At 50.9% G+C, this 26,487-nt stretch carries 26 protein-coding genes and 1 pseudogene; 17 read left to right on the top strand and 10 right to left on the bottom strand.

Annotated elements, in window-relative coordinates; all coding sequences use genetic code 11:
• Nucleotides 1-50: 50 nt before the first annotated feature.
• Both ACH6EH_RS18655 and ACH6EH_RS18650 read right to left on the bottom strand, forming a co-directional pair.
• Nucleotides 51-920, bottom strand: a complete 870-nt coding sequence (locus ACH6EH_RS18655; RefSeq protein ID WP_138225438.1) for a transposase — start codon at nucleotides 918-920, stop codon at nucleotides 51-53.
• Nucleotides 921-1,070: 150 nt separating this feature from the next.
• Nucleotides 1,071-2,057, bottom strand: a complete 987-nt coding sequence (locus ACH6EH_RS18650; protein WP_208204766.1) for a hypothetical protein — start codon at nucleotides 2,055-2,057, stop codon at nucleotides 1,071-1,073.
• A gap of 287 nt (nucleotides 2,058-2,344) precedes the next feature.
• On the opposite strand from ACH6EH_RS18650, the pseudogene ACH6EH_RS18645 reads away from it, so the two are divergent.
• Nucleotides 2,345-3,545 (top strand): annotated as a pseudogene (locus ACH6EH_RS18645) (transposase).
• 28 nt (nucleotides 3,546-3,573) lie between these two features.
• On the opposite strand, the gene ACH6EH_RS18640 reads toward ACH6EH_RS18645, so the two are convergent.
• Entirely contained in the window at nucleotides 3,574-3,726 is a 153-nt protein-coding gene (locus tag ACH6EH_RS18640) for a hypothetical protein (protein ID WP_397333375.1), read from the bottom strand.
• A 78-nt stretch (nucleotides 3,727-3,804) separates the two neighbouring features.
• Nucleotides 3,805-4,290, bottom strand: a complete 486-nt coding sequence (locus tag ACH6EH_RS18635; protein WP_138225441.1) for a class I SAM-dependent methyltransferase — start codon at nucleotides 4,288-4,290, stop codon at nucleotides 3,805-3,807.
• Between the two features lie 261 nt (nucleotides 4,291-4,551).
• Here ACH6EH_RS18635 and ACH6EH_RS18630 point away from each other — a divergent pair, with 261 nt between their 5' ends.
• From ACH6EH_RS18630 to ACH6EH_RS18600, 7 genes are all read left to right on the top strand, one after another.
• Entirely contained in the window at nucleotides 4,552-5,571 is a 1,020-nt protein-coding gene (locus tag ACH6EH_RS18630; protein WP_138225442.1) for a Gfo/Idh/MocA family protein, read from the top strand.
• Nucleotides 5,572-6,363: 792 nt separating this feature from the next.
• Nucleotides 6,364-8,619: a hypothetical protein gene (locus ACH6EH_RS18625; RefSeq protein WP_397333374.1), complete on the top strand. Its 2,256-nt coding sequence runs from the start codon at nucleotides 6,364-6,366 to the stop codon at nucleotides 8,617-8,619.
• Between the two features lie 18 nt (nucleotides 8,620-8,637).
• Nucleotides 8,638-9,828, top strand: coding sequence for a HEAT repeat domain-containing protein (locus tag ACH6EH_RS18620; protein ID WP_397333373.1), 1,191 nt, complete (start codon nucleotides 8,638-8,640; stop codon nucleotides 9,826-9,828).
• A 43-nt stretch (nucleotides 9,829-9,871) separates the two neighbouring features.
• The gene (locus ACH6EH_RS18615; RefSeq protein WP_208204094.1) at nucleotides 9,872-11,239 is read left to right on the top strand and encodes a glycosyltransferase family 2 protein; all 1,368 of its coding nucleotides are present in this window, start codon (nucleotides 9,872-9,874) and stop codon (nucleotides 11,237-11,239) included.
• A 54-nt stretch (nucleotides 11,240-11,293) separates the two neighbouring features.
• Nucleotides 11,294-12,091 carry a response regulator transcription factor gene (locus tag ACH6EH_RS18610; protein ID WP_347880758.1) on the top strand — a complete coding sequence of 266 codons (798 nt, stop codon included), beginning with the start codon at nucleotides 11,294-11,296 and terminating at the stop codon, nucleotides 12,089-12,091.
• A 70-nt stretch (nucleotides 12,092-12,161) separates the two neighbouring features.
• Nucleotides 12,162-13,523 (top strand): nucleotide sugar dehydrogenase, encoded by a 1,362-nt coding sequence (locus tag ACH6EH_RS18605; RefSeq protein ID WP_397333390.1) that lies wholly within the window; start codon nucleotides 12,162-12,164, stop codon nucleotides 13,521-13,523.
• Nucleotides 13,524-13,537: 14 nt separating this feature from the next.
• On the top strand, nucleotides 13,538-14,455 hold the full coding sequence (locus ACH6EH_RS18600) for a hypothetical protein (RefSeq protein WP_397333372.1): 918 nt from the start codon (nucleotides 13,538-13,540) through the stop codon (nucleotides 14,453-14,455).
• Nucleotides 14,456-14,564: 109 nt separating this feature from the next.
• Here the strand turns inward: ACH6EH_RS18600 and ACH6EH_RS20255 are convergent, their stop codons facing one another.
• Nucleotides 14,565-14,948, bottom strand: coding sequence for a YhjD family protein (locus tag ACH6EH_RS20255; RefSeq protein ID WP_483875086.1), 384 nt, complete (start codon nucleotides 14,946-14,948; stop codon nucleotides 14,565-14,567).
• 522 nt (nucleotides 14,949-15,470) lie between these two features.
• Here ACH6EH_RS20255 and ACH6EH_RS18590 point away from each other — a divergent pair.
• Complete coding sequence (locus tag ACH6EH_RS18590; RefSeq protein ID WP_138225446.1) at nucleotides 15,471-16,142, top strand: YitT family protein; 672 nt, start codon at nucleotides 15,471-15,473, stop codon at nucleotides 16,140-16,142.
• Between the two features lie 98 nt (nucleotides 16,143-16,240).
• On the opposite strand, the gene ACH6EH_RS18585 is transcribed toward ACH6EH_RS18590, so the two are convergent.
• From ACH6EH_RS18585 to ACH6EH_RS18575, 3 genes are all read right to left on the bottom strand, one after another.
• Nucleotides 16,241-16,423, bottom strand: a complete 183-nt coding sequence (locus ACH6EH_RS18585; RefSeq protein ID WP_138225447.1) for a DUF2188 domain-containing protein — start codon at nucleotides 16,421-16,423, stop codon at nucleotides 16,241-16,243.
• Nucleotides 16,424-16,591: 168 nt separating this feature from the next.
• Entirely contained in the window at nucleotides 16,592-17,560 is a 969-nt protein-coding gene (gene msrA / locus ACH6EH_RS18580; RefSeq protein ID WP_138225448.1) for a peptide-methionine (S)-S-oxide reductase MsrA, read from the bottom strand.
• A 96-nt stretch (nucleotides 17,561-17,656) separates the two neighbouring features.
• Nucleotides 17,657-18,262, bottom strand: a complete 606-nt coding sequence (locus ACH6EH_RS18575) for a TVP38/TMEM64 family protein (RefSeq protein ID WP_397333370.1) — start codon at nucleotides 18,260-18,262, stop codon at nucleotides 17,657-17,659.
• A 181-nt stretch (nucleotides 18,263-18,443) separates the two neighbouring features.
• Here ACH6EH_RS18575 and ACH6EH_RS18570 point away from each other — a divergent pair, with 181 nt between their 5' ends.
• The 3 genes from ACH6EH_RS18570 to ACH6EH_RS18560 all read left to right on the top strand — a co-directional run bounded on the left by ACH6EH_RS18570 (nucleotide 18,444) and on the right by ACH6EH_RS18560 (nucleotide 20,400).
• Nucleotides 18,444-19,031, top strand: a complete 588-nt coding sequence (locus ACH6EH_RS18570) for a SurA N-terminal domain-containing protein (protein WP_397333369.1) — start codon at nucleotides 18,444-18,446, stop codon at nucleotides 19,029-19,031.
• Between the two features lie 305 nt (nucleotides 19,032-19,336).
• Nucleotides 19,337-20,038, top strand: a complete 702-nt coding sequence (locus ACH6EH_RS18565; RefSeq protein ID WP_397333368.1) for a TerC family protein — start codon at nucleotides 19,337-19,339, stop codon at nucleotides 20,036-20,038.
• A gap of 44 nt (nucleotides 20,039-20,082) precedes the next feature.
• Complete coding sequence (locus ACH6EH_RS18560; RefSeq protein ID WP_397333367.1) at nucleotides 20,083-20,400, top strand: hypothetical protein; 318 nt, start codon at nucleotides 20,083-20,085, stop codon at nucleotides 20,398-20,400.
• A 78-nt stretch (nucleotides 20,401-20,478) separates the two neighbouring features.
• On the opposite strand, the gene ACH6EH_RS18555 is transcribed toward ACH6EH_RS18560, so the two are convergent.
• The gene (locus ACH6EH_RS18555; protein ID WP_397333366.1) at nucleotides 20,479-21,297 is read right to left on the bottom strand and encodes an AraC family transcriptional regulator; all 819 of its coding nucleotides are present in this window, start codon (nucleotides 21,295-21,297) and stop codon (nucleotides 20,479-20,481) included.
• Nucleotides 21,298-21,435: 138 nt separating this feature from the next.
• On the opposite strand from ACH6EH_RS18555, the gene ACH6EH_RS18550 reads away from it, so the two are divergent.
• The 5 genes from ACH6EH_RS18550 to ACH6EH_RS18530 all read left to right on the top strand — a co-directional run bounded on the left by ACH6EH_RS18550 (nucleotide 21,436) and on the right by ACH6EH_RS18530 (nucleotide 25,858).
• Nucleotides 21,436-22,533, top strand: coding sequence for a Gfo/Idh/MocA family protein (locus tag ACH6EH_RS18550; protein WP_397333365.1), 1,098 nt, complete (start codon nucleotides 21,436-21,438; stop codon nucleotides 22,531-22,533).
• A gap of 195 nt (nucleotides 22,534-22,728) precedes the next feature.
• Complete coding sequence (locus ACH6EH_RS18545) at nucleotides 22,729-23,697, top strand: sugar phosphate isomerase/epimerase family protein (protein ID WP_138225454.1); 969 nt, start codon at nucleotides 22,729-22,731, stop codon at nucleotides 23,695-23,697.
• Between the two features lie 41 nt (nucleotides 23,698-23,738).
• Entirely contained in the window at nucleotides 23,739-24,467 is a 729-nt protein-coding gene (locus tag ACH6EH_RS18540; protein ID WP_208204081.1) for a ThuA domain-containing protein, read from the top strand.
• A 197-nt stretch (nucleotides 24,468-24,664) separates the two neighbouring features.
• Nucleotides 24,665-24,997: a winged helix-turn-helix transcriptional regulator gene (locus ACH6EH_RS18535; protein WP_138225456.1), complete on the top strand. Its 333-nt coding sequence runs from the start codon at nucleotides 24,665-24,667 to the stop codon at nucleotides 24,995-24,997.
• Nucleotides 24,998-25,120: 123 nt separating this feature from the next.
• On the top strand, nucleotides 25,121-25,858 hold the full coding sequence (locus ACH6EH_RS18530) for a hypothetical protein (protein ID WP_397333364.1): 738 nt from the start codon (nucleotides 25,121-25,123) through the stop codon (nucleotides 25,856-25,858).
• 34 nt (nucleotides 25,859-25,892) lie between these two features.
• Here ACH6EH_RS18530 and ACH6EH_RS18525 read toward each other — a convergent pair.
• The coding region (locus ACH6EH_RS18525; protein WP_397333363.1) for an IS4 family transposase at nucleotides 25,893-26,487 on the bottom strand (595 nt) is incomplete at its 5' end.

Genomic DNA, 26,487 nt, shown 5'->3' with positions numbered 1-26,487 from the left:
CTTGCTGTAATAGCCTAGAATTTCTTCGTTTGTCAGTGCGACATCCGTGCTTAAAATGCCTTCATTCGTTTAGGATCCAGTTCATCACTTTCTTCCCAACATAGTAGCAGCACAGCATTCTCTATTAAGTTTAACTTCCCTTCATAACGATACACACGATAAGCGGAGGAGCCGATGGTCACTAGATCAGTATCCGATTTCGAGATATAGGAAGCAAAATTTTTGAGCGACTGCCGAATACCTTGAGGATAGAAGATGCGATTGGTTTTTAAACCACTAATGACATGAAAGCCCTGTTTTACGCTGCATTGAAGCACCGAAGACGACGGATACCAAGAATCCATCAGCACGTAGGTCGGCTGATTCGACGTCGGAACAGATTGGATGATGTCGCAGGCCAGATCAATTTTGCTCTTTCCTTCAGGATCGTAACGTTCCAAAGCAAATGGATATACCTTATCGCCTGTACGAAGTAGCGCTTGAACCACCGTATGGCCATAAACATTTCCGCCTTTAAGATGAGAATACTGGAACGAAGCTCCTTGTATGGTGTCCACAGCCTGTGACGAAGGCTTCGTTTTCTCACACAAGGTATCGTCCAGGATGACAAAAATGGGACTCTGGTCTTGCCTAGCAGTCTTGTTGATTTCTTGAAAAGCAACACGTTGAGTAATACGCTGGAGAAAAGACCTGTTCCCTTTGCCGTGAGACAAAAAATGGCTCAACGTTCTGCGGTCTCGTTCGTGTAAACTTTCCCGATGAATGTCGGTCAAGGTTCCAGTGAACCCCGCTGAAAGCATGCCATCCACAAAATGATGAATGTGACGAAGCGCTGGTTTAGTGAAATAAAGGGGGAGCTTCCACTGCTTAAAATAGTTGTTCCAATGGCCATGCTGTGATAACGTATTCGTATGAGACATATCTTTTCTCTCCTGCGTAGGTAGTTGGTGGTACTTCTATTTTACGCTTGAGAGTTAAGTATGTCTCTGTTTACATTTCATGGAATTGATTTTGAGCAAGTACAGTAAAGAAAGAGTACCCTCAAAGGTACTCTTAAGATTACTATTTACTTAATAATTGTACCAGTTATTGTTGTAAACCAGTTGGTAGTTAAAGTCTTTTACTGAGGCTTCGCTTAAGACAATATCTAGATTTACTCTTGCAGCGTTGTAGGCTGAATCTAAGCTAGTCGGGTGGGTGGAGGCATAGGCTCTACCATATACATTGTTATGAAAATCCATTATATTTGCAACAGAAAAAAATCCCTTAAAGAAACTATAACTATCCTCACATAAAAACATCAAATTTTGCTTTAAAAATGGAATCCAGATTGTTGTATCATTGAATGCATTGAATGCAATAGCTGAGGAACCTTTGTTTGTGTGATAAGCTACTCTCTGATCATAGTAATTCAAAACAGGATTTAATAGGGTTAATCCCCATTCGTGATTATTCGTAGCTATACGGGTAGGAATAGCACCCACATCTCTAGTGGATAAGTAGTTCCAACCAAAATGCCGATAGCCGTCTCTTAGCATGACATGATTCGAAGCAGGATATTTATTTAATGCTAGGTCTCTAGCTTTATTAGCATGTGTAATTCCAATCTTAGCAATTTGAAACTCTGTCAGTCCTTCATTAAGATCTAATATGGTTTCTATATAATTTGCCTTTCTCAATTCATTATAGAACTTATCGTAATCTACTACAGATTGTGATTTGATCGAATTTCCATATATCTTAGTATAAGATCTATATAAGTCTTGGCCTTTTTGTTGATCCTTTGCTGAAAGTTTTGAATTGAATTCTTCCGCGAGCCTATCTATTCTGGCTTGTATCTCTTCTTCTGATGCAGGTTTGATTGCAGCCATTTCTTCACTATATATCATTTTGTCTGGTGTGACTTTAAATTCGTGATAAGCCTCTAAGGCCTGAATGTTTACAGATTCAACCTTCTCTGGTGTCTCTTCTGCAAATGTTGTTGTCTCTGAAAAAACAGGGATTACACTTAAAAACATTGATGCCGATAAAAATGAACTTAGAACTTTGAACTTCATAAAAAACCCCTCCTAATAGAATTGTATGGATATTTATTTGGCATAAATACCCATTTAAATATTAGACGCAGAGTTCTTTTAAAAGTTACGGAAAAATTGGTTTTTTATTGTAAAAATATCATTTTCATAAATCATCTATATATAGCACTTAGATTTATTCGAGCATTTTGCATTAATCTGAGCCCTTGAACCAAAAGGATTTCCAGACATAAAAAAGGGACTTCACCCCAACTTGGCGAAGTTTTTCGGTGACCAAACCAAAAACCCCAAGAATGGAGGAAGTCACTTTGTATATTCTCCAAGAAAGTCTGTTTTCCTTTGAAGATCTGATAAAAATTCATTCGAAAGATCGATTGCCTATCTTTTTCAATGTCTTAGATCTTCGTCCGTACGCGAAAGAACTGAGAAGTCGTTCACCCCGATGTTCTGGTGGCCATTGCAGAGAAGGCATTTTACGTGCACTTTTGGCTGCTCCTCTTGAACGTATTCAGACCTTTACCGGCCTGCATCATCGGCTGGGCACCGATCTTCGGTTTCGCTATCAATGCGGACTTCCGCTCGACCGTGATGCACCATCTATCGCCACACTTAGCCGAGTTTTTGCAGATCTGACGAAGAAAAACCTGGCTAAACAGCTGTTCGACGACTTGGTAAATCGTTGTAGGCAAGAAGGCGTCATTGATGGCAGTCACGTCGCGATCGACAGCGCTGCGATTCAAGCTTACGAGAAAAAGAACCCTGAAAGTAAGAGCGAGCAAACGGGCCATGCCAACTGGGGAGCGAAGTTCGACTCATTTGGCAACAAGGTCACTTGGTTCGGTTACAAGCTCCATTTGGCTGTGGATACGCAAAGTGAACTTCCGCTTGCTCTTGAAGTCACGCCTGCCGATGTCAATGACGGGGAGATGGCTCCAGATTAATCAATACCGTAACGGCCGAAAACGACGTGAAATTCTTTATGCTTGATGCGGGCTACGACCAAAAGAAGGTGTACGAAGCTGCACGGAACGTGAAGGCGCAAGCGATTGTGCCTCTTAATCCACGGGGAGAAAAAGAACCCCCTGCTGGCATATCGACAAACGGAACTCCATGCTGCTCCATGGGGTTTGCAATGACATATTGGGGTGCTAGTGGCGATGTTTTAAAATTTCGCTGCCCACATGCCACCGGTAAAGTCGATTGTCCGCTCGGGATGACTGCTTGCTCCTCTTCCAATTACGGTATGGTCGTAAAGATCGATGTAAAAGACGACCTGAGACGGTACAGCAGTCCACACCGAGATACCAAGCGTTGGAAGGAACTTTACAACGAACGGACCATCGTGGAACAATGTAACTCCAGAATGAAAACCCACCTTACCGCAGACAGATTGCATGTTCGGGGGATTCAAAAGTGACGACTTACCAGTGTCTCAATGCGATTGTGCTGCTAGTCTCTGCGCTTACTGTAGCAGGTAAGAAGAACAAAACAGCAGCTTTAAAAATGTGAACAGCAAACTCTGCAGGTCTGTCCATTTTTAGAATGAAGCCACCGGATCCGCTTTGATCCGAGTGAAGCCTGCTGTCTTTGCGTTGAAAATAAATTTATGCAAAATGCTCAAATAAATGTGAAGCACGTCTCTGATCTCGGGATCGTCATCGGCAATTAATACGACGGGGATGCGGTTCATATTTGATTCCTGCCTTTTTTTTATTTAGGTATATGTGAATTATAGTATATGCCTGCCGCTGAATTAAACATGCGGTCCTCACTGTAGATGTACAGACTCCTTTTTTCTGCAAACATAAACAAAGGCTGGAGGGACGTTAAAGGGAGCCAGGCGAATCGAAATCAGCTCGAATTTGGACTCTAATATCTTCTTCATCTGCAGGGAATATTGAAAGGCGATAAAATATCCTCCGGGCGCCAGGGATTTATGGATCCCATCAAGGAGCGAGCTTCTCAGGGACTCGGTAAAGTTAAAGAAGGGCAGGCCGCTTATGACACAATCCACATGCGGCAAGCCTTCCCGCCGGATCGTTTGCTGAAGCTCAAGGGCATCCTCGTAGACGGGAAGCTGGGGGAAATGATGCTCAAGATGTGCTCGCAGCTCAGCGACGCTGGATATTTGCGGCCAAGGGGCGGCAGCGGTCATCACCTTAGCCAGATGGGTTGAGCTGGGGGTGATGCTTCCAATCTGTAACGGGGTTTGCAAAAAGGTTTTGGCCAGCAGCCATTGTTCGGAAAATGTCATGTTCAAGCCTCCAATATCGGTTAATGATAGCTATGGATCAAGCTAGACCCATTGTAAAAGCAAATGCTTTATGCCTCTTCTAGGGTAATTTGAAATAAATCTTTAGAAATGGAGGTATAGGGCGATTTCAAAACTCAAGCAGATTGTTCATGTTTCAAGCATTTAGGATATGTTCTTCAGCCTTGCTATTTGTGTATGATAGAATCCGATAAGGCAGGACATGAACTTTAAATACAGCAGATAAAGGAGAATCCTAATACGATGAGCAAAATTAAAGTAGCAGTATTTGGATGCGGTGCGATTGCCCAGCGCAGACATATTCCGGAGTACGCCGCGAATGGAGACGTAGAACTGGTGGCTTTTGCAGATCCTGTGAAGGAAAGAGCCGAGGAAATGGCTGCACAGTATGGCGGAACGGCATACACAGATTATGAAGAGCTGCTCAAGAATGAGAAGCTGGACGCGGTCAGTGTATGCTCGCCGAACTATCTTCATGCTCCAATGAGCATTGCAGCTGCCAATGCTGGCCTGCACGTTCTTGTTGAGAAGCCGATGGCTGTCAATGCAGAGGAAGGCCAACAGATGATCGAGGCGGCCGCGAAGAACCAGGTGTATCTGATGGTAGGTCATAACCAGCGCCTGATGCCTCCGCATGTGAAAGCCAAAGAAATTCTGGAATCCGGTCGATTGGGCAGAGTGCTGACGTTCCGCACATCCTTCGGACATCCTGGGCCAGAGTCATGGAGCCTGGACGGTCGCGACAGCTGGTTCTTCCGCAAGGAAGAAGCGCTGATGGGAGCCATGGGCGACCTCGGCGTGCATAAATCAGACTTTATCCGCTACCTGCTGAATGACGAAGTGGTGGAAGTGGCGGGCTTTATCAGCACGATTGACAAGAAGGATACCGATGTAGACGATAATGCCACCTGTATTGTCCGCATGAAGAGCGGAGCGATTGGCACGCTGATGGCGAGCTGGACGCACTACAAGGGCGGAGACAACGGTACGGTGCTTTGGTGTGAGCATGGCGTAATCAAGATTGGTACGGTCCAAGGCGACGAGGTTATTGTAGAGCTGACGAATGGTACCGTGGAAACCTACAAGGTCGGAGAGATGGCAACAAATGAGAAGCAAGTGCCAAGCGGTGTAATTGATGAGTTTGTCCGCTGCATCGTGACTCAAACGCCGCCGAGCATCTCTGGTGAAGAGGGTCTGCGTTCCCTGAACGTGATTCTGGGTGCATTCAAATCCCAGGAAACCGGCTCGATCGTGAAGCTGTAACCGGACATCCTGCCCTGCCAGGCTGTTCTTGAATGACAAAGCAGTTATTGGGAAGGGATCACTCTGTATGGCCAAGCGCCTGGGGTGGTCCCTTCTTCCTTTTTCTTGCAGGGCCGTGCTGAAGTGCGGGAGATCAGCGGGGGAGTGTTGCGTGTCGGGTTCACTTGGCAAGCGGAGGGCAGGTGGAAAGTAACATAAAGATAGTTATTTTCACCTGATTAATAGTGCAAACAGAATATGAAAGCACAGAGAGGGTCCTGCTGCGGGACTCTTTTCTTATTTTAGGTCGATGACTTTTTTTGACAAAGCGTGCAGTTGTTTGGGTTCCCGGTCATTTCCTCTGCTACTTTGGTTTCAATTTTGTAATAACTATGGATAACTATGTAAAAAGCAGAGAAACTTTAGCTCTTTATACGCGTTTAACCGTTCAGTTGCCACAAGATTTCAGAAAACATATTGAATTTCATGAATCCTTGCCTGTGTTGAATGACAATGAAACGAAGCTGTTTCAGGATCGTTCATCGCTGATTGCTGTGCAGACTTGCATGGATTCGGTCTGCTGGTTGGAGAGGAGGAATGCTGTTCTGTGCAAGCTGTGGACCTGCCAAGGAAGGGTATATGGTCTCGAATAGAGCGGGAAGCAACCAATGTACCCATGTTAAAAGTTGGTAAATATGGTGCATGGCGCAGGAGGAACTCCAAAGCTAGAATGACCTGTGTAAGGAGAGGAGGCGGGAAATCGGTCCTGTTTCGACAATGGCGACAATCTCAAGGAGTGAGAAGGAGAACGTGATGAAGCGAAAAAAAAGATGGCTTCTGGCGGGTGCAGCCCTGCTGGCCCTGTTTGGCGGGGCCGCCGCGATCCTCGGCTTCTCCCGGCCGGAGATGGCGGTGTATGAAAGCGGCAGCGGGATATCGATGAAATTCAAAGCCTCAGGGCCGCGCTTTGTTCAATATCGGGAGAATGAGGAGCCGGGCTGGCATGACATGTTTGTCAAGGGCGTGAATCTAGGGGCGACGGTTCCCGGTTATTTTCCGGGAGAGCTTCCAGCGACCGAGGAGGACTATCTGAGGTGGTTTCAGCAAATCGACGAGATGGGGGCCAATGTGATCCGGGTCTACACGATCCATCAGCCCCTCTTTTATTCTGCCCTGGTGAAGTACAATGAGGAACGGCCCGAGGATCCGCTGTACTTTATGCAGGGGATCTGGTCCCCGGAGGAGCAGCTGATTGAGGAGCAGGACGCCTATGCCGAGCATATCCATCAGGCCTTCAAGCAGGAAATTGGGAAGGCGGTAGGAGCCGTGTATGGCGACATTACCATTGAGCCAAGCCCCGGCGCTGCCAGCGGTACATACACCGATAACGCGGGACCGTATCTGATGGCCTGGCATATTGGAACGGAATGGGATCCGGCCATGGTCAAGAACACGAATGAAAAGCATAGCGACGTTCCGCTGTACCAGGGGGACTACTTCGCAGCAACCGAGGAGGCCAGTCCTTTTGAGAGCTGGCTGGCGGGGATCGTGGATCATACCGCTGCCCAGGAGATCAAATATGGCTGGCAGCATCCAATGGCATTTACGAATTGGGTCACGACGGACGTTTTGGAGCATCCTGGCGAGCCTCTTTTTGAAGAGGACATGGTGTCTGTAGACGCGCGGCATGTCGAGCCGGTGAACTGGGAGGCCGGATATTTCGCAGCCTTTCATGTGTACCCTTACTATCCTGACTTCTTCCGCACGGACAAGACGCTCCAAACGATCGAGGACGGAGAAGGCGGATTTAATACGTACCGGGCTTATCTGAGAAGGCTGAAGCAGGAAATCAAGGAACTGCCCGTTATGATTACGGAGTATGGCGTGCCATCCTCCAAGGGGCTGTCTCACCACGGCCCCGGCGGACGGGACCAAGGCGGCCATAACGAGCAGGAGCAGGGCGAGATTAACGTCTCGTTAACCCGGGATATTTACGAGGAAGGCTATGCGGGCGCCATTCTGTTCATGTGGCAGGATGAATGGTTCAAGAAGACGTGGAATACGATGCCGCTTGAACTGCCGGCTGATCGCCGGGCCTACTGGCTGAATGTGCTCACGAATGAAAAAATGTTCGGTGTGCTTGCCATGGAGCCGGGAAAAGCGTCACTGCTGCACGTTGACGGTAGCCTGGGCGATTGGGATCAGCTGGGCGAGGGGGAGGCTGTGGAATGGATAAGTCCCTCCTCAGGCGTCCAGCGAATGAAGGTGACGCATGATGAAGCGTATCTGTACGTTGGACTAGAGCTTGATCGCAGCTTCGATCCTCTGCAGCATACTCTGTGGATCGGAGCTGATACCCAGGCGGGCGGCGACATCCCCGTGAAGGAGCTGGACGGAAGAAGCCTGATCGGGGGCAAGCTGGAAACGCTGATTCAGCTTGCCGGGGACGAGGATTCCCAGGTAAAGATTGCTCCGTCCTACAACTTTCACAAGCGGCTGTACGGCAAAGAAGGCTACTGGATGCTGCCGGAGGAAGAATTGAAGGCTAAAGAGCCGCTTTCCTTCGACCCCTGGAAGCTCGGTATCAGCCTGATGATGTCACCGCCGGATACCCGCTTTGCGCATCCCTTCGTAGACGAAGTCGTTGGAGATTTAAAGCGCGGAAGCAGCAATCCCGACAATCCCGACTTTGACTCTCTGGCCGCCTGGCAGTATAAGGAGCAGGTGCTGGAGCTGCGCATTCCGTGGATGCTGCTCGGCTTCGCCGACCCCAGCTCCCACCAGGCTATTGATTATTCTCCAATGGAAAGCCGCAGAGCCTTTCCGACGTCAGCTGTTGAGGGCATTACGCTCATTCCGTGGCTGCAGGATCGCGGAGCAGGAAAGGCAACAAAGCCAAAGGACAGCAGCGGCGAAGTGCTGGATGTGAAGAGCGTGTCACCGTATGTGTGGAAGGGCTGGGAAGGGGTTGACGTAAAGTACAGTGAGCGGCTGAAGCAGAGCTATGCTGCGATGCAGGCTTACTTTACGAGTGTGCCCGATATTTATCCGAACGCCAATCCGGAATAAAGAGAGGAGAGGTCAGCTATGTTTTCCAATATGGAGCTGGCATATGGATTTATTTATGTATGCAGCGGTCTGATTGCAGCCGGGATCATCCTGCTGTTCACCATGAAGCTCCGGCACCAGGCGGAGCAGAAGCAGATGGAGGCCTTCAAAGAGAAGCACCGCGATTATTTCATCTACCTCCAGTCTCACCTGCATGATGATGTACAGCTGGCGCTGCCGCAAGGAAGGCTGGAGCCGCTGGAACGAAGAGTTGTCGAGGATAAATTGATACAATGGATTGAACGACTTAAGGGAGAGAGCCGCAGCAAGCTCGTTTCGCTGTGTCAGGAAGCCGGCTTTGTAGAGGCAGAAAAAAGAATGCTGTCTAGCCTGTTTCCCGGAAAAAGAGTGGAAGCAGCATACCGCCTGGGCGGCATGCGTGCCGCCGAAGCCGTACCGGAGATGCTGGAGCTGCTTCAGACAATGAGGTACGGCCCGGAGAGCATCATTGTGGCCAGGGCGATTGCGAAGAGCGCTGATCAGTATGAGTTCATCCGGGCAATGCTGAAGCAGCTGCTGGCATCCGGGAAGCCGGTGCAGCATCTGGCAGCAGATATGTTGCTGGAGACCCGGCTGGAATCTGCCGGGCTGCTTCGCAGGCTGCTGCAGGAGGAGGAGCTTGGAATACTCAAGGCCGCGCTGGCTGCAATGTGGGGACAGGCTGTGCCTGCCGTAGTTCCTGCGCTGGGACGTCTGGCCTTTAACGGGCAAGAGGACGTGCGGGCGGAGGCAGTCAAGCTGTATCTGGCCTCCAACCCGGTCCTGAAGGACGATACCATTTCCCAGCTGATGAGCGATCCGGAATGGGAGGTTCGAGCTGTGACCGCCAAAGCCCTCGGGCGCATCCACGCCGCCGGCAGCATTCCGCTGCTCCAGGCCGCACTGGCCGACGACAGCTGGCATGTGCGGCATAACAGCGCTGAGAGCCTGTCTCTGCTCGGAGAGCAGGGGTTTGAGGCGCTGTGTCAGGCGGCGCTGGGAACGGGTGCTGCCCGCGAGATTGCACTGTCCCGGATTGAGCAGGTCATGGGATCAGAGCGGTCGACTCAGGCCGTGGATCAGATTGTTGCCTTTAACAAGATCAAGCTCGTTTACGAAAGCTACTTCGGCATATCTTCGAAAAAAGCAGCCGTGCAGATGGCCGGCGTAGGAGGCGATTATTCTGCTTAGAGACATGCTGCTGACCTATGGCACGATGGCTGTGTACTATGTCATGCTGGTCAATGCGCTGTATTTTGCAATCATGCTGTTCTCTTTCGGACACATTCGGAATATTTACCGGCGGGCTGCATTTTCCCAATATAATACGCTGTCCGGCTCCGAGCTGGTGCCGCCGGTTTCGCTGCTCGTCCCTTCCTATAACGAGGAGTTGACGATTATCGAGAATGTGCGCTGCCTCATGACACTGAACTATCCGTCCTACGAAGTCATTGTCATTAATGACGGGTCTGCTGACCGTACCCTGGAGGTGCTCATCGAAGAGTATGAGCTGGTGCGGCTTGTCAATCCGGAGTTTCGGGGCACCATTCCCACCCAATCCATCCGCGGGGTGTACCATAACGACAAATACCCGCACCTTCTGGTGATCGACAAGGAGAACGGCGGCAAGGCCGACTCTCTCAATGCGGGCATTAACCTGTCGCAATACCCGCTCATTTCGTCGATTGATGCAGATTCTCTGTTGGAGAAGGACGCGCTGATTCGGATGGCAAGAATGTATATGGAAAATCCGGAGGAAACCGTCGCGATTGGCGGAGATGTACGGATTGCGAACGGCTGCACGATTGAGAACGGGACGGTCAAAGAGGTGTCGCTGCCGCGTCAAATGTGGCCGATGTTTCAATCCATCGAGTACCTGAAGGCCTTTCTTGGCGGCCGAATCGGCTGGAGCCGAATGAACGGACTGATTATCGTCTCTGGAGCCTTCGGCTTGTTCCGAAAAGATTACGTCATTGCGGTAGGAGGCTATCGCGGCGGCTATCCCGGCGAGGACATGAACATCATTATCAAGCTTCACCGCTATATGCTGGAGAACAAGCTGAAATATCGGATTGCGTTCTGTCCGGAGGCGGTGTGCTGGACCCAGGCGCCGGACAGCTATCATATTTTGTCTAATCAACGCAAGCGCTGGGGCCGCGGCAATCTGAAAAATATGATTGAAAACAAGGATATGGTGTTCAATCCGCGCTATAAAATTATGGGTCTGCTGACCATGCCGTACAATGTTATTTTCGAAGCGCTCAATCCCTATTTCAAAATTACCGGGCTTCTCGCGCTGATCGGCTACGTCATGATGGATATGACCCACTGGCATGTGCTGGTGGTGTTCGGGCTGGTTAACGTGCTGAGCGGATATTTGCTGAGTGTGGGCGCTTTGCTGCTGGAGGAAATGGCGTTCCGCCGTTACCCCAAGCTTTCAGATCTTTCCAAAATGCTGCTGTTCTCCGCTTTGAAGTTCCTCGGCTATCACCAGCTGGGCGGCTTATGGAGAATTCAAGGACATATCCAGTACTTGCAAAATAATAATACGTGGGGAACCATGACCCGCCAGAGCTGGAAGGACAAGAATACAGCGGCGTAATGCCGTGTCCAGGCCGTGATGGGGATAAAAAAACAATGGTGAAGGGTGGAGGAAATGATGTCGCATACCGCAACGTTACCGAAGGAACAGCAAGGCAGTCTGCTTGATTTGCTCAAGGAGGAGGTGCCGAAGGCGCCGAATCATAGCTGCGGTCTCTTGTTTCTGCACTGTGCCGGAGGAATGTCCGGGACGCCGGGATATGTGGAGGCGTTTATCCAGTCCATTCCGGGTGCAGGCCGCGTCTACAGGGATCGGGAATCCGGCATTGTGGCGCTGCTGCTGCCTGGACTTACACTTTCTGCTGCCCACTATCAGGCACTGCTGCTGAAGCAGCACTTGCTGCGCATCAAGCCAGATGCAGATCCCCGCATGGCGCTGACTGCCCTCACAGATATTCCTGCTGTTCACATGCTGAACAGCATGGCAGAGTCAGTGCGCCTGAGCATCACCTCGGACATTCAGATTTTTACAGAGCACAGTCCATCCGGAGCCAGTAAAATTCTGATCGTCGATCATGATGATGCGGTCAGGGAATTTCTGCAGATCCGCCTGGAGCTGCAGGGCTATCATACGCTGGAGGCTCATGACGGGCTGAAGGCGCTGGAGCTCATTCCCCAATGGAAGCCGGATCTGGTGCTGACGGAGCTGAATTTATCCGGCATTGATGGGCTGCCATTCATCCATCATATTCATCAGCTGGAGGTGGATGCTCCGCCCAAGATCGTCATTTTGACTGAAAAACGTGTTGAACAGACCATCAGTCAATGCTTTCAGCATGGGGTGGACGACTATGTGACCAAGCCCTTCTCTCCGATCGAGCTGGATGCGCGCATTCGGCGTTGCTTGCACTAAGCTGGAGCGGGATGCGCTTTCTGGCGCGCTGTCATAGAAGGATAAATTCAAAAACGAAAGGTAGATGACGATGAACCAGGATTATGAAACATTATTGCAGGCCATTCAAGAGAAAAAAGCGGTATTGGGAGTGGTCGGACTGGGGTATGTAGGTCTGCCTTTGGCTGTAGAAATGGTGAAGCAGGGCTTTACGGTCGTGGGCATCGACCTGGACCCCGCCAAAATCGACGCTATTTACCGCGGGGAGTCTTACATCTCGGACATTGCGGATGCAGATCTGGCGGAGGTTATGTCCTCCGGCCGCTTCAAGCCGACAACAGACTACAGTATGATGGCCGTCATTGATGCAGTCAGCATCTGCGTCCCGACTCCCCTTAGCGAGAATCAGGACCCCGATACCTCATACATTACGATGGTTGTCAATCAGCTGAAGCGGTTTATGAAGCCGCGCCTTCTTATTACCCTGGAGAGCACAACCTATCCGGGAACGACAGAGGAGCTGATCCAGTCCGAGATTGAGAAGCTGGGCTATACGGCTGGTAAGGATTTCTTTCTATGCTTCTCGCCGGAGCGCGTAGACCCGTCCAATATCCGCTTTAATACAAGGAATACACCGAAGGTGATTGGGGGCACGACGGAAGCCTGCCTGAGCCTGGGGCAAGCGCTGTATAGTCAATATGTAGATACCGTGGTGCCGGTGAGCTCGCCTAAGGTGGCGGAAATGTCAAAGCTGCTGGAAAATACATTTCGCAGCGTAAACATTGCTTTCGTGAACGAGATGGCCATGATGTGTGACCGGATGGGCATTGATGTGTGGGAGGTGATCGACGCTGCGGCTACGAAGCCGTTCGGGTTTATGCCTTTTTATCCCGGACCAGGTATTGGGGGTCACTGTATTCCGCTGGATCCCATGTATCTGTCCTGGAAAGCCAAGGGCTTCCGCTTCTACAGCAAATTCATTGAGCTGGCCCAGTCCACGAATGACAATATGCCTTACTATGTCATTAACAAAACAGCGGCGATTCTCAACGAGTACGCCAAGTCGATTAAACGCTCTAGCATTCTCATTCTCGGCATGTCCTACAAGCCGGACATCAGCGATCTTCGGGAATCACCGGGACTGGAAATCTACGAGCTGTTTAAGGAAAATGGCGCCCGCGTAGATTACTACGATCCTCACGCCCGCAGCTTCAAGGATAAGCAGGGGGTCACGGTAAGCAGCGTTGACTATGATGTGAACCGCTTCAGCCAATATGACTGCATGGTGCTGATCACGAATCATAGCTCCCTGGATTACAGTCTGCTGGCTGCGTTGCATGTGCCCATCCTGGATACGCGCAATGCGTTCCGTGCTTACGCCGGACCGCATATCCATAAGCTGGGCCACTCCGTGCAGCATGTGAAGGAGCCGGGCGAAGCGCTTCTGGTGTAGCTGCAGCCTCCTTTATGAAAAGACTAGCGTGGATGCGGCGGCGCGGCGTGCCAGGCTCTCTTGCGGCGGTGCTCCTGGTCGTGGCTGCGTTGCTGCTGTGGTCTCTACTGCAGCGTTCGGACCATGTGCAGCAGGACAAGGCCACTTGGCTGTGGGACGCTGCAGGGATTGCGCAAAAGGGCGATGAGATCATTTCCTTCTGTGCGCAGGAGGGAGTGAAGGTCATCTTTGTACAGATCCAGTCGGAGGTTCGAAAGGAGGATTACCGCCGCTTTGCAGCAAGAGCGTACGCTGCAGGCATCGCCGTCCATGCACTGGATGGTCAGCCGGAATGGGCGTATGAAGAGCACCGGGGAGAAGTAAGCCAGATGCTATCCTGGCTTGCACAGTATAATGCCGAATCCCAGCCGGAGGAACGGTTTCAGGGAATTCAGCTGGATATAGAGCCTTATGTGCTAAAACGGTGGGAGCGGGAGCGAGATCAGGTTGTGCTGGAGTGGGCGGGGAATATGGAGGCCTGGGCTGCCGATGCGGCAGCCTCGGGGATTCCGCTCAGTGTGGCCGTGCCGTTCTGGCTGGACGACATTCCGGCCCCGGATGACACGGACAATTTCTGTCTCTGGCTCCAGCAGCGGACGGCCGCCATCGCGGTGATGTCCTACCGGGATCAGGGCGAGCAGATGTACGGGCTGGCCCGCCAGGAGCTGGAGCAGGGAGAACAGCTCGGAACCTCGGTCTGGATCGGCATGGAGCTGGCCGATACCGATGAGGGCGATCATCTGACGTTCCACGACCAGACCTTATCTCAGATGGAGCTGGAAGCGCAGCGAGCCTCTTCCCTGGGGAGGTCTCACCGCTCTTATGCCGGTCTGGCCGTGCACCATTTCGAAGCCTGGCATCATAAATGGAAGGGGACGGGACCCCTGGAATAAGACGGACAGTCCCTATCTGCCCGCCTTGGTCCTATGGAGCCGCTGTATTAAAGCATCCGCAAGGCTTTTGTCGTTAATGGCGATGAAGCTTGTGCGGATGCTTTTGCGGTCAGGTCTGTGGTGGTGCAGGAGAAAAGGAGAACAGCGATGACAGCTCCTGCTGCATATCGTCCCAAGCCACCACGAGCTCGCCCTGGTAACCACGGCATTGGTATTGAACTCTGACGCCTCCTTCCGTTCGCTGATGCTTCAGCATGCGGATGCCGCGCAGCCTGAGCTCCTCGCGGATGCTAAACAGCTGCTCACGCATGGTATCATCCAGCGCGCCGAAATCGCGGAGGTACAGCTCTGACATTTTTAACGGGAGGGTACGGAGGATTGACATATTTCGCCGGAGAGTTCGCTGAATCACCATATAGATGGTGCAAAGGGTAATCAGCTGCTGGTCCCTCTCAGTGGGCGGGGGAGGGGAAGACAGGCGCCGTGTGCTCATAGATTTCACGTCCTTATAAAATAGAAACACATGTTCTTATAATTACCCATCATAAAGAGAAGGATTCTATATGGCAAGCAAGAATTTCAGGAAATTCAGGCTGGCGGAAAGAAGTGCCTGGAATACTCTGTAAATCTCATCATATATATTTGTGAAAAGCACGGCGCTTGGATGGGGACAGGAGGCTTCTTTTTTGAAGTGGGAGGAGGGAAATACATATAATTCCAATTTGCTGTTTAGCTAACAAGGTAAGTGTGTTATAATATAGGCAGAATATAAATTAGACAGAAAGGATCAGGATACCATGAGTCCCCGAAGGACGAACCCCCAAAGGACGATTTGGAAACGTTATGATCTCTCATACACTTAGCTCCTTTCGCTGAAACGTCATGATGTCGGAAGACATAGACCGTCTCTAGCGAAAGGATGGAAGTCTGATGCGAAGGATGAACTCCTCCAGGCTGCCTGACGTAGAGAATGGGTCTTGGTTTTACCAATTCACTACGACTAGAGGGAGCCTGTATGAGGAACAAACAAGAACGATTATCAACGCTTTACACCATGTCGGCAATGCTGCTAGGAACGTTACTGCTTGCGTTTGCGTATTATCACATTAATTTTCAGAATCATTTATCGGAGGGTGGATTTGTAGGGCTGGCTTTGCTGGGGAAATATATACTGGATGTGCCGCCGGCGGTCAGCATGCTGCTGCTGGATATTCCAATATTGATTCTCGCCTGGTTCATGAAAGGCCGCAAATTCATTATTAATACCGTCATTTCGGTCGCCATGTTCACGTTATTCTACGCGATGATGGAGAACTATTCTCCGATTGTGATTGATTTAAGCCATAACTTACTGCTTGCAGCTATTTTATCCGGAGTGGCTACCGGTTTAGGTGCTGGGATCGTGCTTCGCTTTGGTGGAGCAACCGGAGGGGACGACGCCATTTCTGTGCTTATCAGTGAGTGGAGCGGCCTGAAGATTGGTACGGTATTCTTTCTGATGGATGCCGTGGTGCTGCTGCTGTCATTGTTCTATCTGCCAATGGCTGAGACGCTGTATACGATTTTAGCCGTGTCGATTGCAGGACAGATTATTACGTTTACGACCAGCTACCGCAAGACCGTCAAGCCTGTCCGGGTACCCGTCGGCAATATGGCCCGCAGTCCCCGGCCTGCCGTTAAAGGATAATGGCTGAAATACAAGAAGCTCGCCCGTGTCAGGGCGAGCTTCTATTTAGGTTGTGGTTGCTGTGAAGGAGATGTCAGTGCGTTAGCCCTAGCAATAAACTACTTCTCCTCCGGATGGTTCTCGGCCCATTCCTCAGCTTTCGCAGTAGCAATCGCGATGGCACGGCCTTCCTCATAGTGCTGCTCCTCCAGCAGAGCGTTAGCAATTTCGATGGCTTTGTTTCGAACCCGGGGTTCTAGATTTTTCATGGATTGCGGGTAATCCTCTTTGGACCATGGCATAGAGCCATCCCTCCTGTCATCTGATTTAGCCGTACTACCTCCTTCTTAACCCCGCTGCCAAGTCTTTAATCTGAAAAAGCCCCCAAACCAACTGCAGCAGCACGTGCCGCAGTGGTCGGGGGCATTTTTTATGACACTGATTCCTTACATGGTTAAAAGAGCGTCTGCTTACGAAAACAGCTGTAAAAACTCGCCGTAGCCTTCCTGCTCCATATCTTCTTTCGGGATAAAACGGAGCGCGGCCGAGTTGATGCAGTAACGCAGGCCGTCCGGTCCCGGACCGTCATTAAACACATGGCCGAGATGGGAGTCGCCTTCCTTGCTGCGGACCTCCGTGCGGATCATCATATGACTGAGATCTGTTTTCTCCTGAATATGATATTCACGGATCGGGCGAGTAAAGCTGGGCCAGCCGCAGCCAGCATCGTATTTGTCTCGGGAGCTGAACAGCGGTTCGCCGGAAACAATATCTACATAAATGCCCTCTCCTTCGTGATTCCAGAATTCATTCTGGAAAGGGCGCTCTGTGGCATTATTCTGCGTCACCTCATATTGAATGGGGGTCAATCGGCGCTTGAGCTCCTCCTGATCCGGCTTGGCCTTCCAGTTGGCCTGGATGAAATCTTCCCGCCCCGAGCCTTTACGGTACCGTTTGTAGTGACCGGGATTCTTCTTGTAGTAGCCTTGATGATATTCCTCGGCCTCATAAAAAGGAGCAGCAGGAAGCACCTCTGTCACGATTGGCTTATCGAATCTTCCGCTTGCTGCAAGCTCCTGCTTTGATTGCTCAGCGAGCTCACGCTGCTGCTCCGTGTGATAGAACACAGCGGTCCGATAGGATTCCCCGCGGTCATGAAACTGGCCGCCAGGATCGGTAGGGTCGATTTGCTGCCAGAACAGGGTCAGCAGCTTCTCATAGGGGAAAATATCCGGCTGAAACGTAATCTGCACAGCCTCGTAGTGACCCGTAGTCTCTGAGCATACTTCCTCGTAAGTCGGGTTTGCTTTATGTCCGCCGGTATATCCGGAAACTACCTTTTCAATGCCGGGCATTTCATCAAACGGAGAAACCATGCACCAGAAGCATCCTCCAGCGAAGGTAGCAAGCTCTGTCTTCTTTGATTGTGATTGATTCATAGGATCCCTCCATAGTCAGGGTAAATTCGGTACTGCAGGTTCTATTATAAAGCATTTGAACCTTGATATAAAATGGACGCGCTGCTTCGCAAGGCGTTACTGTTTAAACTTATGGCGCCAGAGCCACCAGGCAGCGGGGAGAACGATCATTAAAAACAGAGCAAGCACCGCTGCCGCCGTCCAAGGCTGTTCCACAAACAGGCTGCCCAGGTAGGCATACAGAAACAACACGGGAATTTTGCCCAGTGCCGATGCCGCTAGATACGTCCAGAACGGAATGCCTGCCGCTCCGGCATATATATTCACAGCCATCTGGGGCACGACCGGAAGCATGCGGTACAACAGAATGACTTTAAAAGGGTTGCGGCGGGTTAGATCTGTTAACGTTTGCAGCTGTGGATAGCGGGATAGCAGCCGTTCTCCCATGCTTGTATAAAGTGAAGCTGCAGCGTAGATGAGAACCGCTGCCGCTGTCGTCCCAAACCAGGCAGCCGCAGCCCCTCCAACCGTTCCAAAGGCATAGCCGAGCACGCCAATCACTGCTTTATAAGGAAGAATCGGAAACACCGCAAGCAGTGTACTGAGCAATAGAACAGGGCCGAGCGAGGTCTCGCCTTGCAGCCAGCCCAGAAGATCTTGTCTGTAGTAGTACATAACGAGCAGGGCCAACACGTAAGCGGCCGGAGTCCACCAGTTTTTCATATCCATTCCTTTCGCTGCCAGCATATAATCAAGACAGGATCATTATACCAGGGCTATGCTAAACTTTCTTACTCTGCTGCGAATCCCCCAAAAAAGGAATACAGCGGGCCATGTTGAATAACTGTTTTATGGCATATTTTCCAATCAACTTATCTTATCAAGGTGCAAGGAGGCTAATCCATTGAATAAGCATTGGCGGAATGCCGGGCTTGCTGTGCTGATTGTACCGCTGCTGATATGGGTTTGGGGCAGTGTCCAAGAGAACGGGGATATCGCCGCCCGGGCAGGTGACATTACCATCACCCATGCAGAGCTGAAACGTTACAAGACTTTCGCTGAGACCATGTACACATTACATGGAATCCATGAGAGACAGCCGGATGACCGCGAAATTCTGGATGAACTCATCCTGAATAAGCATGTAAGCCTGAAAGCTGCAGCGGCGGGCTGTGTCGTGAGCGAGGAGGAGCTGCTTGCTGCCATTACAGCATTGAGAAGCAGGGTGGAGGAACGGGATGAAGAAGCCCTCTTAAAGGATCCGTACGGGATGGCGATGGTGCAGCGTCAGGGAGATTCCGGGCTTAGTCCCGAGACGTTTTGGAGCAGCAGTGAGGTGCGGGAGGAGGTTTCCGCGACGATGCTGCAGGTCAAATGGATGGAGAAGCTGGAGGCCGAGGGTGCATTGGGTAAGGAGCTGAGCTTTGGAGAATACAAGAATAGACTGCTGCAGGACATAAAAAAGAAGATCACTTATGATTTAAACCCCTGAGCAAGAGGGTAAAAAAAGTTAGGCAATCGGAAAAGCGTGTGATATAATGTCACCAACCGAATAGTTCCCAAAGGGGAGTAGCTACAGCGCAGTAAAGTCGTCATTACGGGATTCGTTATTTCGGTCCCCGGCTCTATTGGCAACGTGAAGATGTTGTTAGCGAGACCTTTGCCTGTGTCATCCAAGGTAAAGGTCTGTTTATGTTCCCATGGAATAAACGCCGTTACCTGTTTTCAGGTGCGGCGATTTTTTATGTGATCAGGAGAACATCGGGGACAAATTTATAAGGGGAAGGCGGAAACAAGATGGAGTTTATGTCACCAGAATTTTGGGCGGCCCTGCTGTCCATTATTGTGATTGATCTGGTTCTGGCGGGCGATAACGCAATCGTGATCGGACTTGCGGCCCGTAATGTACAGAAGGAGGACCAGAAGAAAGTCATTCTGTGGGGTACGGTGGGTGCGATTATAATTCGCGTAGTCGCTACGCTGCTCGTAGTGAAGCTGCTCATGATCCCGGGTCTGAGGCTGATTGGAGGATTGGCTCTGCTCTGGATTGCCTACAAGCTGCTGGTAGACAACAAGGATCATGAGATTTCAGCAGGCAGCCAGATGTGGGCAGCGATTCGTACCATTATTATTGCGGATGCCATGATGGGCCTGGACAATGTGCTGGCGGTTGCCGGTGCAGCAGGTGAGGATTTCACGCTGGTTATTATCGGCCTTGCGATCTCGATTCCTATCATGGTATGGGGGAGCACAATTATTCTCAAGCTGACCGACAGATTCCCGCTCGTGATTACGTTCGGTGCGGCGATTCTGGCTTGGACCGCGACCAAGATGCTGGTGGAAGAGCCCATCATTCACGACTGGTTCGCCAATTCTATCGTCAAGTACGCTTTTGAAGCCATTGTCGTAGTCGCTGTGATTGGCTTCGGCACATGGATGAAGAAGAAGATGGAAGAAAAGGCAAAGCAAAATTCTGTTCATATTAATATGAGCGAATAGCTGCGCTGCAGCATGCTGTACGGGTTAAATAAGGAGGGCTGACGATGTCGTCTGCAGACAAAACGATGGAGGACCGCATCGTGGACAGCTACAGGCAGGACGAGGATATGATGATTCTCGTATTTGCCCAGTGGTGTGTGAATCAGGGACTGGATCCTCTCAGTTTGTACAAAAAGGCATACCCCGATCAGGCGGGAAATGAGCGCTTGAGCCGCGGGCTGGCGCTGACGGTGCCGAAGGAGGAAGCGGGAGAAATTCCGGATTCCACCGTGATGGGCGTGCTGTCATTGTTCGGCAATGATGATCTCGCTGCCGTCGTTGCGGAAGCAATCATGCTAAGGGACCGGCTCGACAAGAGCTGATTGGACATTTTTATTTCATGAGGTCAAAGGGCCCGGCTGCAAGAGCAATATCTTGCGGCCGGGCCCTTTGTATGTGCTTTAGCTGGAAGGCATGTGATCTTGCCGGAACTGTTTTGGAGAAACGCCGAATCGGGAACGGAAAACCCGGTGAAAATAAGTGTAGCTGGCAAAGCCGGACGTTTCGGCTACATCCTCCAGGGACATGGGACTGAAAATGATCCGTTCCCGCGCCATATCCAGACGAACCTCCAGAGTATATTGCATGATGGTCGTGCCAAACGCTTCCTTGAATAAATGGACCGCCCGGGACACGCTGATATCCACATGGGAAGCGACATCCTCCAGCTTGAACATGGAGGAGGCGTTCTCTTCAATGTAATTTTTCATGCGGTGAGCGAGGTAAGCTTTAGGCGTAGTGGAGGGCTGCTCGGACAGCAGACGGTCGATCTCCAGACAGAGAATGCGAAGCGTGTACACGGAGATTTCCGGATATGTATTTGAAAGCCGGCGCTGCTCAAGCACGAGCTGTCGGAACAAGCCCAGGTATCGATCGTCCAGCGGGATCCGCATTCGTGTTGGCCGTTTGCGGGCTTGATACCAGTCGTCTACCCAGTCGCCTTTAAAAAAAATGTTGTAGTCTCCGCTCTCCACCAGGGAATCTCCCTGCGGGTTCAGCTCGTCCTCAATGCGCAGCTCGTAAGGCTGCCCCGGCTTATACAGCAGCAGGTCGCCGGGCTGGAGCAGGGACAGCTTGCCGTCAATGACCGCCCGGCAGCGGCCGTCGGTCTGAAGGCGAAGTAAGTAATGCTCAAAGCCGTCTGGCATGGTCATGACAAACGGCTTGCGATGAAATGAAAAGTTCGTGGAGAGCACTCGGGTCGACAAAACTTCCTGCATGTAAAGAACTCCTTTATGGATTTGAAAATAATGACCAGATTGTTCATGTTTTAATCATATAATTCATTTTAAATGAAAACAATTCCGAATACCATGTTTCTAGATGGTTCAGCAAAGGTCTTTGAGGGGTGACAACGAGTGGCTAGAATGAGAACAGGCATTATCGGCTGCGGTAATATCAGCGGCATTTATTTTCAGAATCTGAAGAACAGTGACTGGGTGGAGGTTGTAGCCTGTGCCGACCTTGTGGTGGACAGGGCCAAAGAGCGTGCTCAAGAGTATAATATTCCACATGTGTTCACCGTGGAGGAGATGCTGGCTCACCCGGACATTGAGCTCATCATTAATTTGACCATTCCTGCAAGCCACGCCAGTGTCGATGTGGCTGCGCTGGAAGCAGGCAAGCATGTATATAGTGAAAAGCCTCTCGCGGTCACCCTGGAGGAAGGGCGACTCGTCCTGGAGACAGCTGGCAAGAAAGGACTCCGTGCCGGCTGCGCACCGGACACTTTTCTGGGGTCTGCGATACAGACCGCCAGGGCGGCCATGGAGCAGGGCTTGATCGGAAGGCCGGTCGCAGCGTGTGCATTCAATCTGGGTGCGGGACCGGAGACCTGGCATCACAATCCGGAATTTTTCTACGCCGCCGGCGGTGGACCGATGATGGATATGGGTCCTTACTATTTAACAGCGCTTGTAGAGCTGCTGGGACCAGCAAGTAGGGTCAGCGCCTCGGCGGGTATTCAAATTCCGGATCGCTTTGTCGGCTCCGGGCCTAACAGCGGTCAGGCAATTCCGGTTCAGACACCGACGCATCTGGCGGGGACGATTGATTTCGAAAGCGGAGCCATCGTCAGTATGATTACAAGCTTTGACATCCCGGCTGGCTCTGAGCTGCCATGGATCGAAATTTATGGCACGAGCGGAACGCTTAGCCTGTCGGACCCGAACTTTTTTAATGGCGATGTACGCATCCGCCGTCACGGCTCTGAGGCATGGGAGACACTTCCGCCTGCTTTTGAGTGCGGGAGAAATGAAAGAGGGCTCGGCGTGAATGATATGGTTCAGAGCATTCGGGAGCAGCGGGATCACCGTGCCAGTGCCCGTCTGGCCTATCACGTCCTGGAAATTATGCAGTCGTTTCAGCAGTCCTCTCTGGAAGCGCGTCATATTGTCCTGCAGAGCACCTACCGCAAGGAACCGCTGCCTTCCTTCACTGCACAGCTAAAGGGCTGAGGCAAGGATTCGTTTATTGGCTGCTGGAAGAATGCTACAATAAGTGAGATCCGGACTGCAGCATGGAATGATGCTGCACAAAGTGGTCAAACTGTACCTAAGTTATTTTGCGGAGTACGGCTAAATGTTTTAGAACATGACGAACTAGTGTATGAATCAACGTACGTACTAAATTACGAATCAGGAGGTTTCAGTATGAAGCTGGGAGTATTTATGGTGCTGCTGGGCGGGCGCAAGCTGGAGGACGCCCTGGATTATGTAGCTTCGAAGGGCTTGAAGGCCGTAGAGATTGGAACGGGAGGATATCCTGGCAATTCGCATTGCAATCCGGCTGAGCTGCTGGAGAATGAAGCCGCACTCAAGGCATTCAAGCAAGCGGTGGAGTCCCGTGGCCTGATGATCAGTGCGCTGAGCTGCCACGGCAATCCGCTGCATCCGCAGAAGGATATCGCTAAGGGCTTTCATGACGATTTTGTCAAAACGGTGGAGCTGGCTCAGAAGCTGGAGGTACCTGTTGTGAACACGTTCTCTGGTTGTCCGGGTGACCATGAGGACGCGAAATATCCGAACTGGCCGGTAGCTCCATGGCCGAATGATTATCAGGAGATTCTGAAATGGCAATGGGAGAACAAGGTGATTCCGTATTGGACAGAGTGGGGCCAATTCGCAGCGGACCGCAATGTGAAGATCGGCTTGGAGCTGCACGGCGGCTTCTCGGTGCACACTCCAGGTACACTGCTGCGCCTTCGCGAAGCGACAGGTGAAGTCATTGGAGCTAACCTGGATCCGAGCCATATGTGGTGGCAGGGCATTGATCCGGTGCAGGCGATTCATATTCTGGGCCGCGAGAACGCCATTCATCACTTCCATGCGAAGGATACGACGATTGATCCGGTAAATGTGAACAAGCATGGCCTGACAGACATGCAGTCCTATGCCAATATGATGGACCGTGCATGGCAGTTCCGCAGTGTTGGCTACGGTCATGATGTCAAGGTTTGGGCAGATATGATGAGCGCTCTGCGTCTGGTGGGCTATGATTATGTGGTCAGCATTGAGCATGAAGATGGCCTGATGTCCATTGAAGAAGGCTTCTCCAAGGCGGTATCTAATCTTCAGCAGGTGCTGATTGAGGAACCGCTGGGCGAGATGTGGTGGGTCTAACCGCGATCTAGCGGATTTGGAATATAGGGGGATTTGGCAGCATGCTAAACGTAACGATCTGGAACGAATTTGTACATGAGAATATTCACGATGAAGTCAAAGCGGTATATCCTGAAGGCATTCACAAAGCGCTTGCCGACGGCCTCCAGAATCCGGATTTTCATATCCGGACAGCGACGCTAAATGAGCCGGAGCACGGCTTAAGTGATGAAGTGCTGAACCTGACCGATGTGCTGCTGTGGTGGGGCCATATGGCTCATGACCGTGTCGATGATGCGGTAGTCAGCAAGGTGGTCGAGCGGGTTCGGAACGGGATGGGCCTGATCGTGCTGCATTCTGGACATTTTTCCAAGCCGTTTAAGGCACTGATGGGGACCAGCTGCGATTTGAAATGGCGTGAAGCGGGGGAGCAGGAGATTTTGTGGACTGTGAATCCATCTCATCCCATTTGTTCCGGCGTGAACAGCCAAATCATCCTGGAGCATGAAGAAATGTACGGGGAATTCTTCGATATTCCGGCGCCGGAGGAGCTGATCTTTGTCAGCAATTTTGCCGGAGGAGAGGTGTTCCGCAGCGGCTGCACCTTCAAGCGCGGCCAAGGGAATATTTTTTATTTCCGTCCGGGGCATGAAACGTATCCGACTTACTACAATCCTGAAATTTTAAAGGTCATTACAAACGGTATTTATTGGTCGGCTATGAACAGCTATGCGCTGAAGCCGGTCTTCGGAAACAGCCAGCCGCTGCGTCCGCTCGGAGTTCTCGTCTAGTCATAGCATTTAAGGGTACGGCTGCCTTCGGGGCAGCCGTATTTGTTTCAGGGAATGACGGTCACAGCCAAATTTTCATAAGAATATACAGGGAAAGGTTTTCAGTTTCCTAAAAATGTGCTAGAATATAATTCACTAACTTATCGTAAGCTATCAAGGATTGCAAGGTTTGTGACTCTGTGAAGAGGTGGAATAACATGGATGATGTAACAACCGGTTTGTGTCCCCGTTTTGAATGCGCCTTTGCCTTGCTGGGTAAACGCTGGAACGGACTGATTATTCAGTCTCTCATGAGCGGACCGAAACGATTTAAGGATATTTCAAATCTAATTCCTGCCATGAGCGATAAAATGCTATCCGAACGGATGAAGGATCTGGAGAGCGAAGGCATTCTGGTCCGGCATGTGTATCCGGAAACCCCGGTGCGGATCGAATACGAGCTGACGGATAAAGGAAGAGCGCTGAAGCCGGTTATGGCGGAGGTAGGGGCCTGGGCTGAGCAATGGGTCCGTGTCGAAATGAATACATGAAGCCAAGAGAAGGCCCTGAATTACATCTGCTGTAATGTCAGGGCTGTTTCTTTACACCCAGGCTCACTCACCTTCGGAAGCGGCTGCTAATATAATGAATCGAAGCTAAGGAGGCGAGTCAAGATGAATCCATTTGCAAATCTGCCGCATATTCGTTACTGCAAGAAGGAAGCTGCCGAGCTGGAGCAGGCCGCAGTTGTGCTGCAACGCATTTTTGACAAGACACTGCACCTGCTTCATCTATACCTGCCAGAGTCTCTATGGTGTGCTGCCACGGGGTTGACGAGGAAGACGGAGAAGGATGTGTTCTCTGAGCAGCTGAACAATCAGGTCATTTTACAGAAATGGATTCAGAGCCCGAAAGGCTGGAAATGTGTCGGTATGGAGCCGCTGGAAGGGGGGAAGGGGCAATCCGAGTCCATATTGCCTTCAGCAGACCCTCAGGAACAAGAGACTGCTTTCGGAGGACTGGAGGGCCGGGCAACCGGGCGGCTATTGCAAATGGTAATCTGGTCACAGTATGAAAAGATAGCGCTGCTGCATCCGTTTCTGGGAGGTGAGGCGTTCTATACGGCTGAGGAGCTGGATACTGTATCAGCTTACCTGGCCCCGACTTATCTAAGCCCGCAGCCGCTTCAAGAGGTGGGGAAGGAATACAAAGTGAAATCCTTATCGGCTGGCGTACCGATCTATCAGGAGAAAATCCCTGCTCCGACCTTGGTGATGGATGCCGGCGGGCGCAGGCTGGCTGGGCTGTGGATGACAGGGGTACACCTGTCTGCCGGCGGCTTTGCAGGCATTAAGCCGTATTTGAAGGTCCCGCAGGGCGAACGGACCTATATGAATGCGAGTTTTACATAACCTACAATGTTTTGTTAGAGGGCAGGCGTGTTGATTAACCAGATATTGGGTCAGGCGTTTTATTGCACTTATCCAGTAGCATGGAAATGGCGACCTTCCACTCGGGAGATAGCTTATCCAACAGGAACAAGCGGACGAAAGACACTAACGCGAGCGATTTGCACTTTATGATGGATGGCTTGGTGCTGCTATGCAACCATTGGAGAAGAATAAAGGCGATTAAGGCAGCGAATAATTGTCCGTATACAGCATTTTCAGTCGTGCCAAATAAGGTGGGGACATTGAGAGGTTGTTTGATCCATCGAAAGAAAACCTCTATGCCCCACCGCGCTTTATAGATCGCTGCGATTTGTTCAGCCGACACATGGAGCAAATTGGTTGCCACACGAATCTCGTTTCCATGGTCATCTTGAAAAAATACCACGCGATGTCGTTTTTCAGATCGACATTGTTCGGTACCCAGCTTGCACGTGATGTCCCTAGTTACATTAGAGCCTTTCACAACTTGGCGTTGCAGAGAACGCGGGGTCACCAAGGTCATGTTTTCTTTGATACGAATCACAAAATATTGATGTTGCTCTACGTCATTATCGAAACGCTCAATCTTTCCGTAAGCGCGGTCCTCAACC

It is taken from the genome of Paenibacillus sp. JSM ZJ436 (assembly GCF_044383795.1).
GTDB classification, from domain to species: Bacteria; Bacillota; Bacilli; order Paenibacillales; family Paenibacillaceae; genus Paenibacillus_AQ; species Paenibacillus_AQ algicola.
Note: the sequence above shows the minus strand (reverse complement) of the source record. Positions and strands in the feature narration are given on the sequence as shown.

Coding starts and splice junctions, on each gene's coding strand:
- ACH6EH_RS18655 (WP_138225438.1), bottom strand. CDS start 920: ATGTCTCATACGAATACGTTATCACAGCATGGCCATTGGAACAACTAT.
- ACH6EH_RS18650 (WP_208204766.1), bottom strand. CDS start 2,057: ATGAAGTTCAAAGTTCTAAGTTCATTTTTATCGGCATCAATGTTTTTA.
- ACH6EH_RS18640 (WP_397333375.1), bottom strand. CDS start 3,726: ATGAACCGCATCCCCGTCGTATTAATTGCCGATGACGATCCCGAGATC.
- ACH6EH_RS18635 (WP_138225441.1), bottom strand. CDS start 4,290: ATGACATTTTCCGAACAATGGCTGCTGGCCAAAACCTTTTTGCAAACC.
- ACH6EH_RS18630 (WP_138225442.1), top strand. CDS start 4,552: ATGAGCAAAATTAAAGTAGCAGTATTTGGATGCGGTGCGATTGCCCAG.
- ACH6EH_RS18625 (WP_397333374.1), top strand. CDS start 6,364: ATGAAGCGAAAAAAAAGATGGCTTCTGGCGGGTGCAGCCCTGCTGGCC.
- ACH6EH_RS18620 (WP_397333373.1), top strand. CDS start 8,638: ATGTTTTCCAATATGGAGCTGGCATATGGATTTATTTATGTATGCAGC.
- ACH6EH_RS18615 (WP_208204094.1), top strand. CDS start 9,872: ATGCTGGTCAATGCGCTGTATTTTGCAATCATGCTGTTCTCTTTCGGA.
- ACH6EH_RS18610 (WP_347880758.1), top strand. CDS start 11,294: ATGATGTCGCATACCGCAACGTTACCGAAGGAACAGCAAGGCAGTCTG.
- ACH6EH_RS18605 (WP_397333390.1), top strand. CDS start 12,162: ATGAACCAGGATTATGAAACATTATTGCAGGCCATTCAAGAGAAAAAA.
- ACH6EH_RS18600 (WP_397333372.1), top strand. CDS start 13,538: ATGAAAAGACTAGCGTGGATGCGGCGGCGCGGCGTGCCAGGCTCTCTT.
- ACH6EH_RS20255 (WP_483875086.1), bottom strand. CDS start 14,948: ATGAGCACACGGCGCCTGTCTTCCCCTCCCCCGCCCACTGAGAGGGAC.
- ACH6EH_RS18590 (WP_138225446.1), top strand. CDS start 15,471: ATGAGGAACAAACAAGAACGATTATCAACGCTTTACACCATGTCGGCA.
- ACH6EH_RS18585 (WP_138225447.1), bottom strand. CDS start 16,423: ATGCCATGGTCCAAAGAGGATTACCCGCAATCCATGAAAAATCTAGAA.
- msrA (WP_138225448.1), bottom strand. CDS start 17,560: ATGAATCAATCACAATCAAAGAAGACAGAGCTTGCTACCTTCGCTGGA.
- ACH6EH_RS18575 (WP_397333370.1), bottom strand. CDS start 18,262: ATGAAAAACTGGTGGACTCCGGCCGCTTACGTGTTGGCCCTGCTCGTT.
- ACH6EH_RS18565 (WP_397333368.1), top strand. CDS start 19,337: ATGGAGTTTATGTCACCAGAATTTTGGGCGGCCCTGCTGTCCATTATT.
- ACH6EH_RS18560 (WP_397333367.1), top strand. CDS start 20,083: ATGTCGTCTGCAGACAAAACGATGGAGGACCGCATCGTGGACAGCTAC.
- ACH6EH_RS18555 (WP_397333366.1), bottom strand. CDS start 21,297: ATGCAGGAAGTTTTGTCGACCCGAGTGCTCTCCACGAACTTTTCATTT.
- ACH6EH_RS18545 (WP_138225454.1), top strand. CDS start 22,729: ATGAAGCTGGGAGTATTTATGGTGCTGCTGGGCGGGCGCAAGCTGGAG.
- ACH6EH_RS18540 (WP_208204081.1), top strand. CDS start 23,739: ATGCTAAACGTAACGATCTGGAACGAATTTGTACATGAGAATATTCAC.
- ACH6EH_RS18535 (WP_138225456.1), top strand. CDS start 24,665: ATGGATGATGTAACAACCGGTTTGTGTCCCCGTTTTGAATGCGCCTTT.
- ACH6EH_RS18530 (WP_397333364.1), top strand. CDS start 25,121: ATGAATCCATTTGCAAATCTGCCGCATATTCGTTACTGCAAGAAGGAA.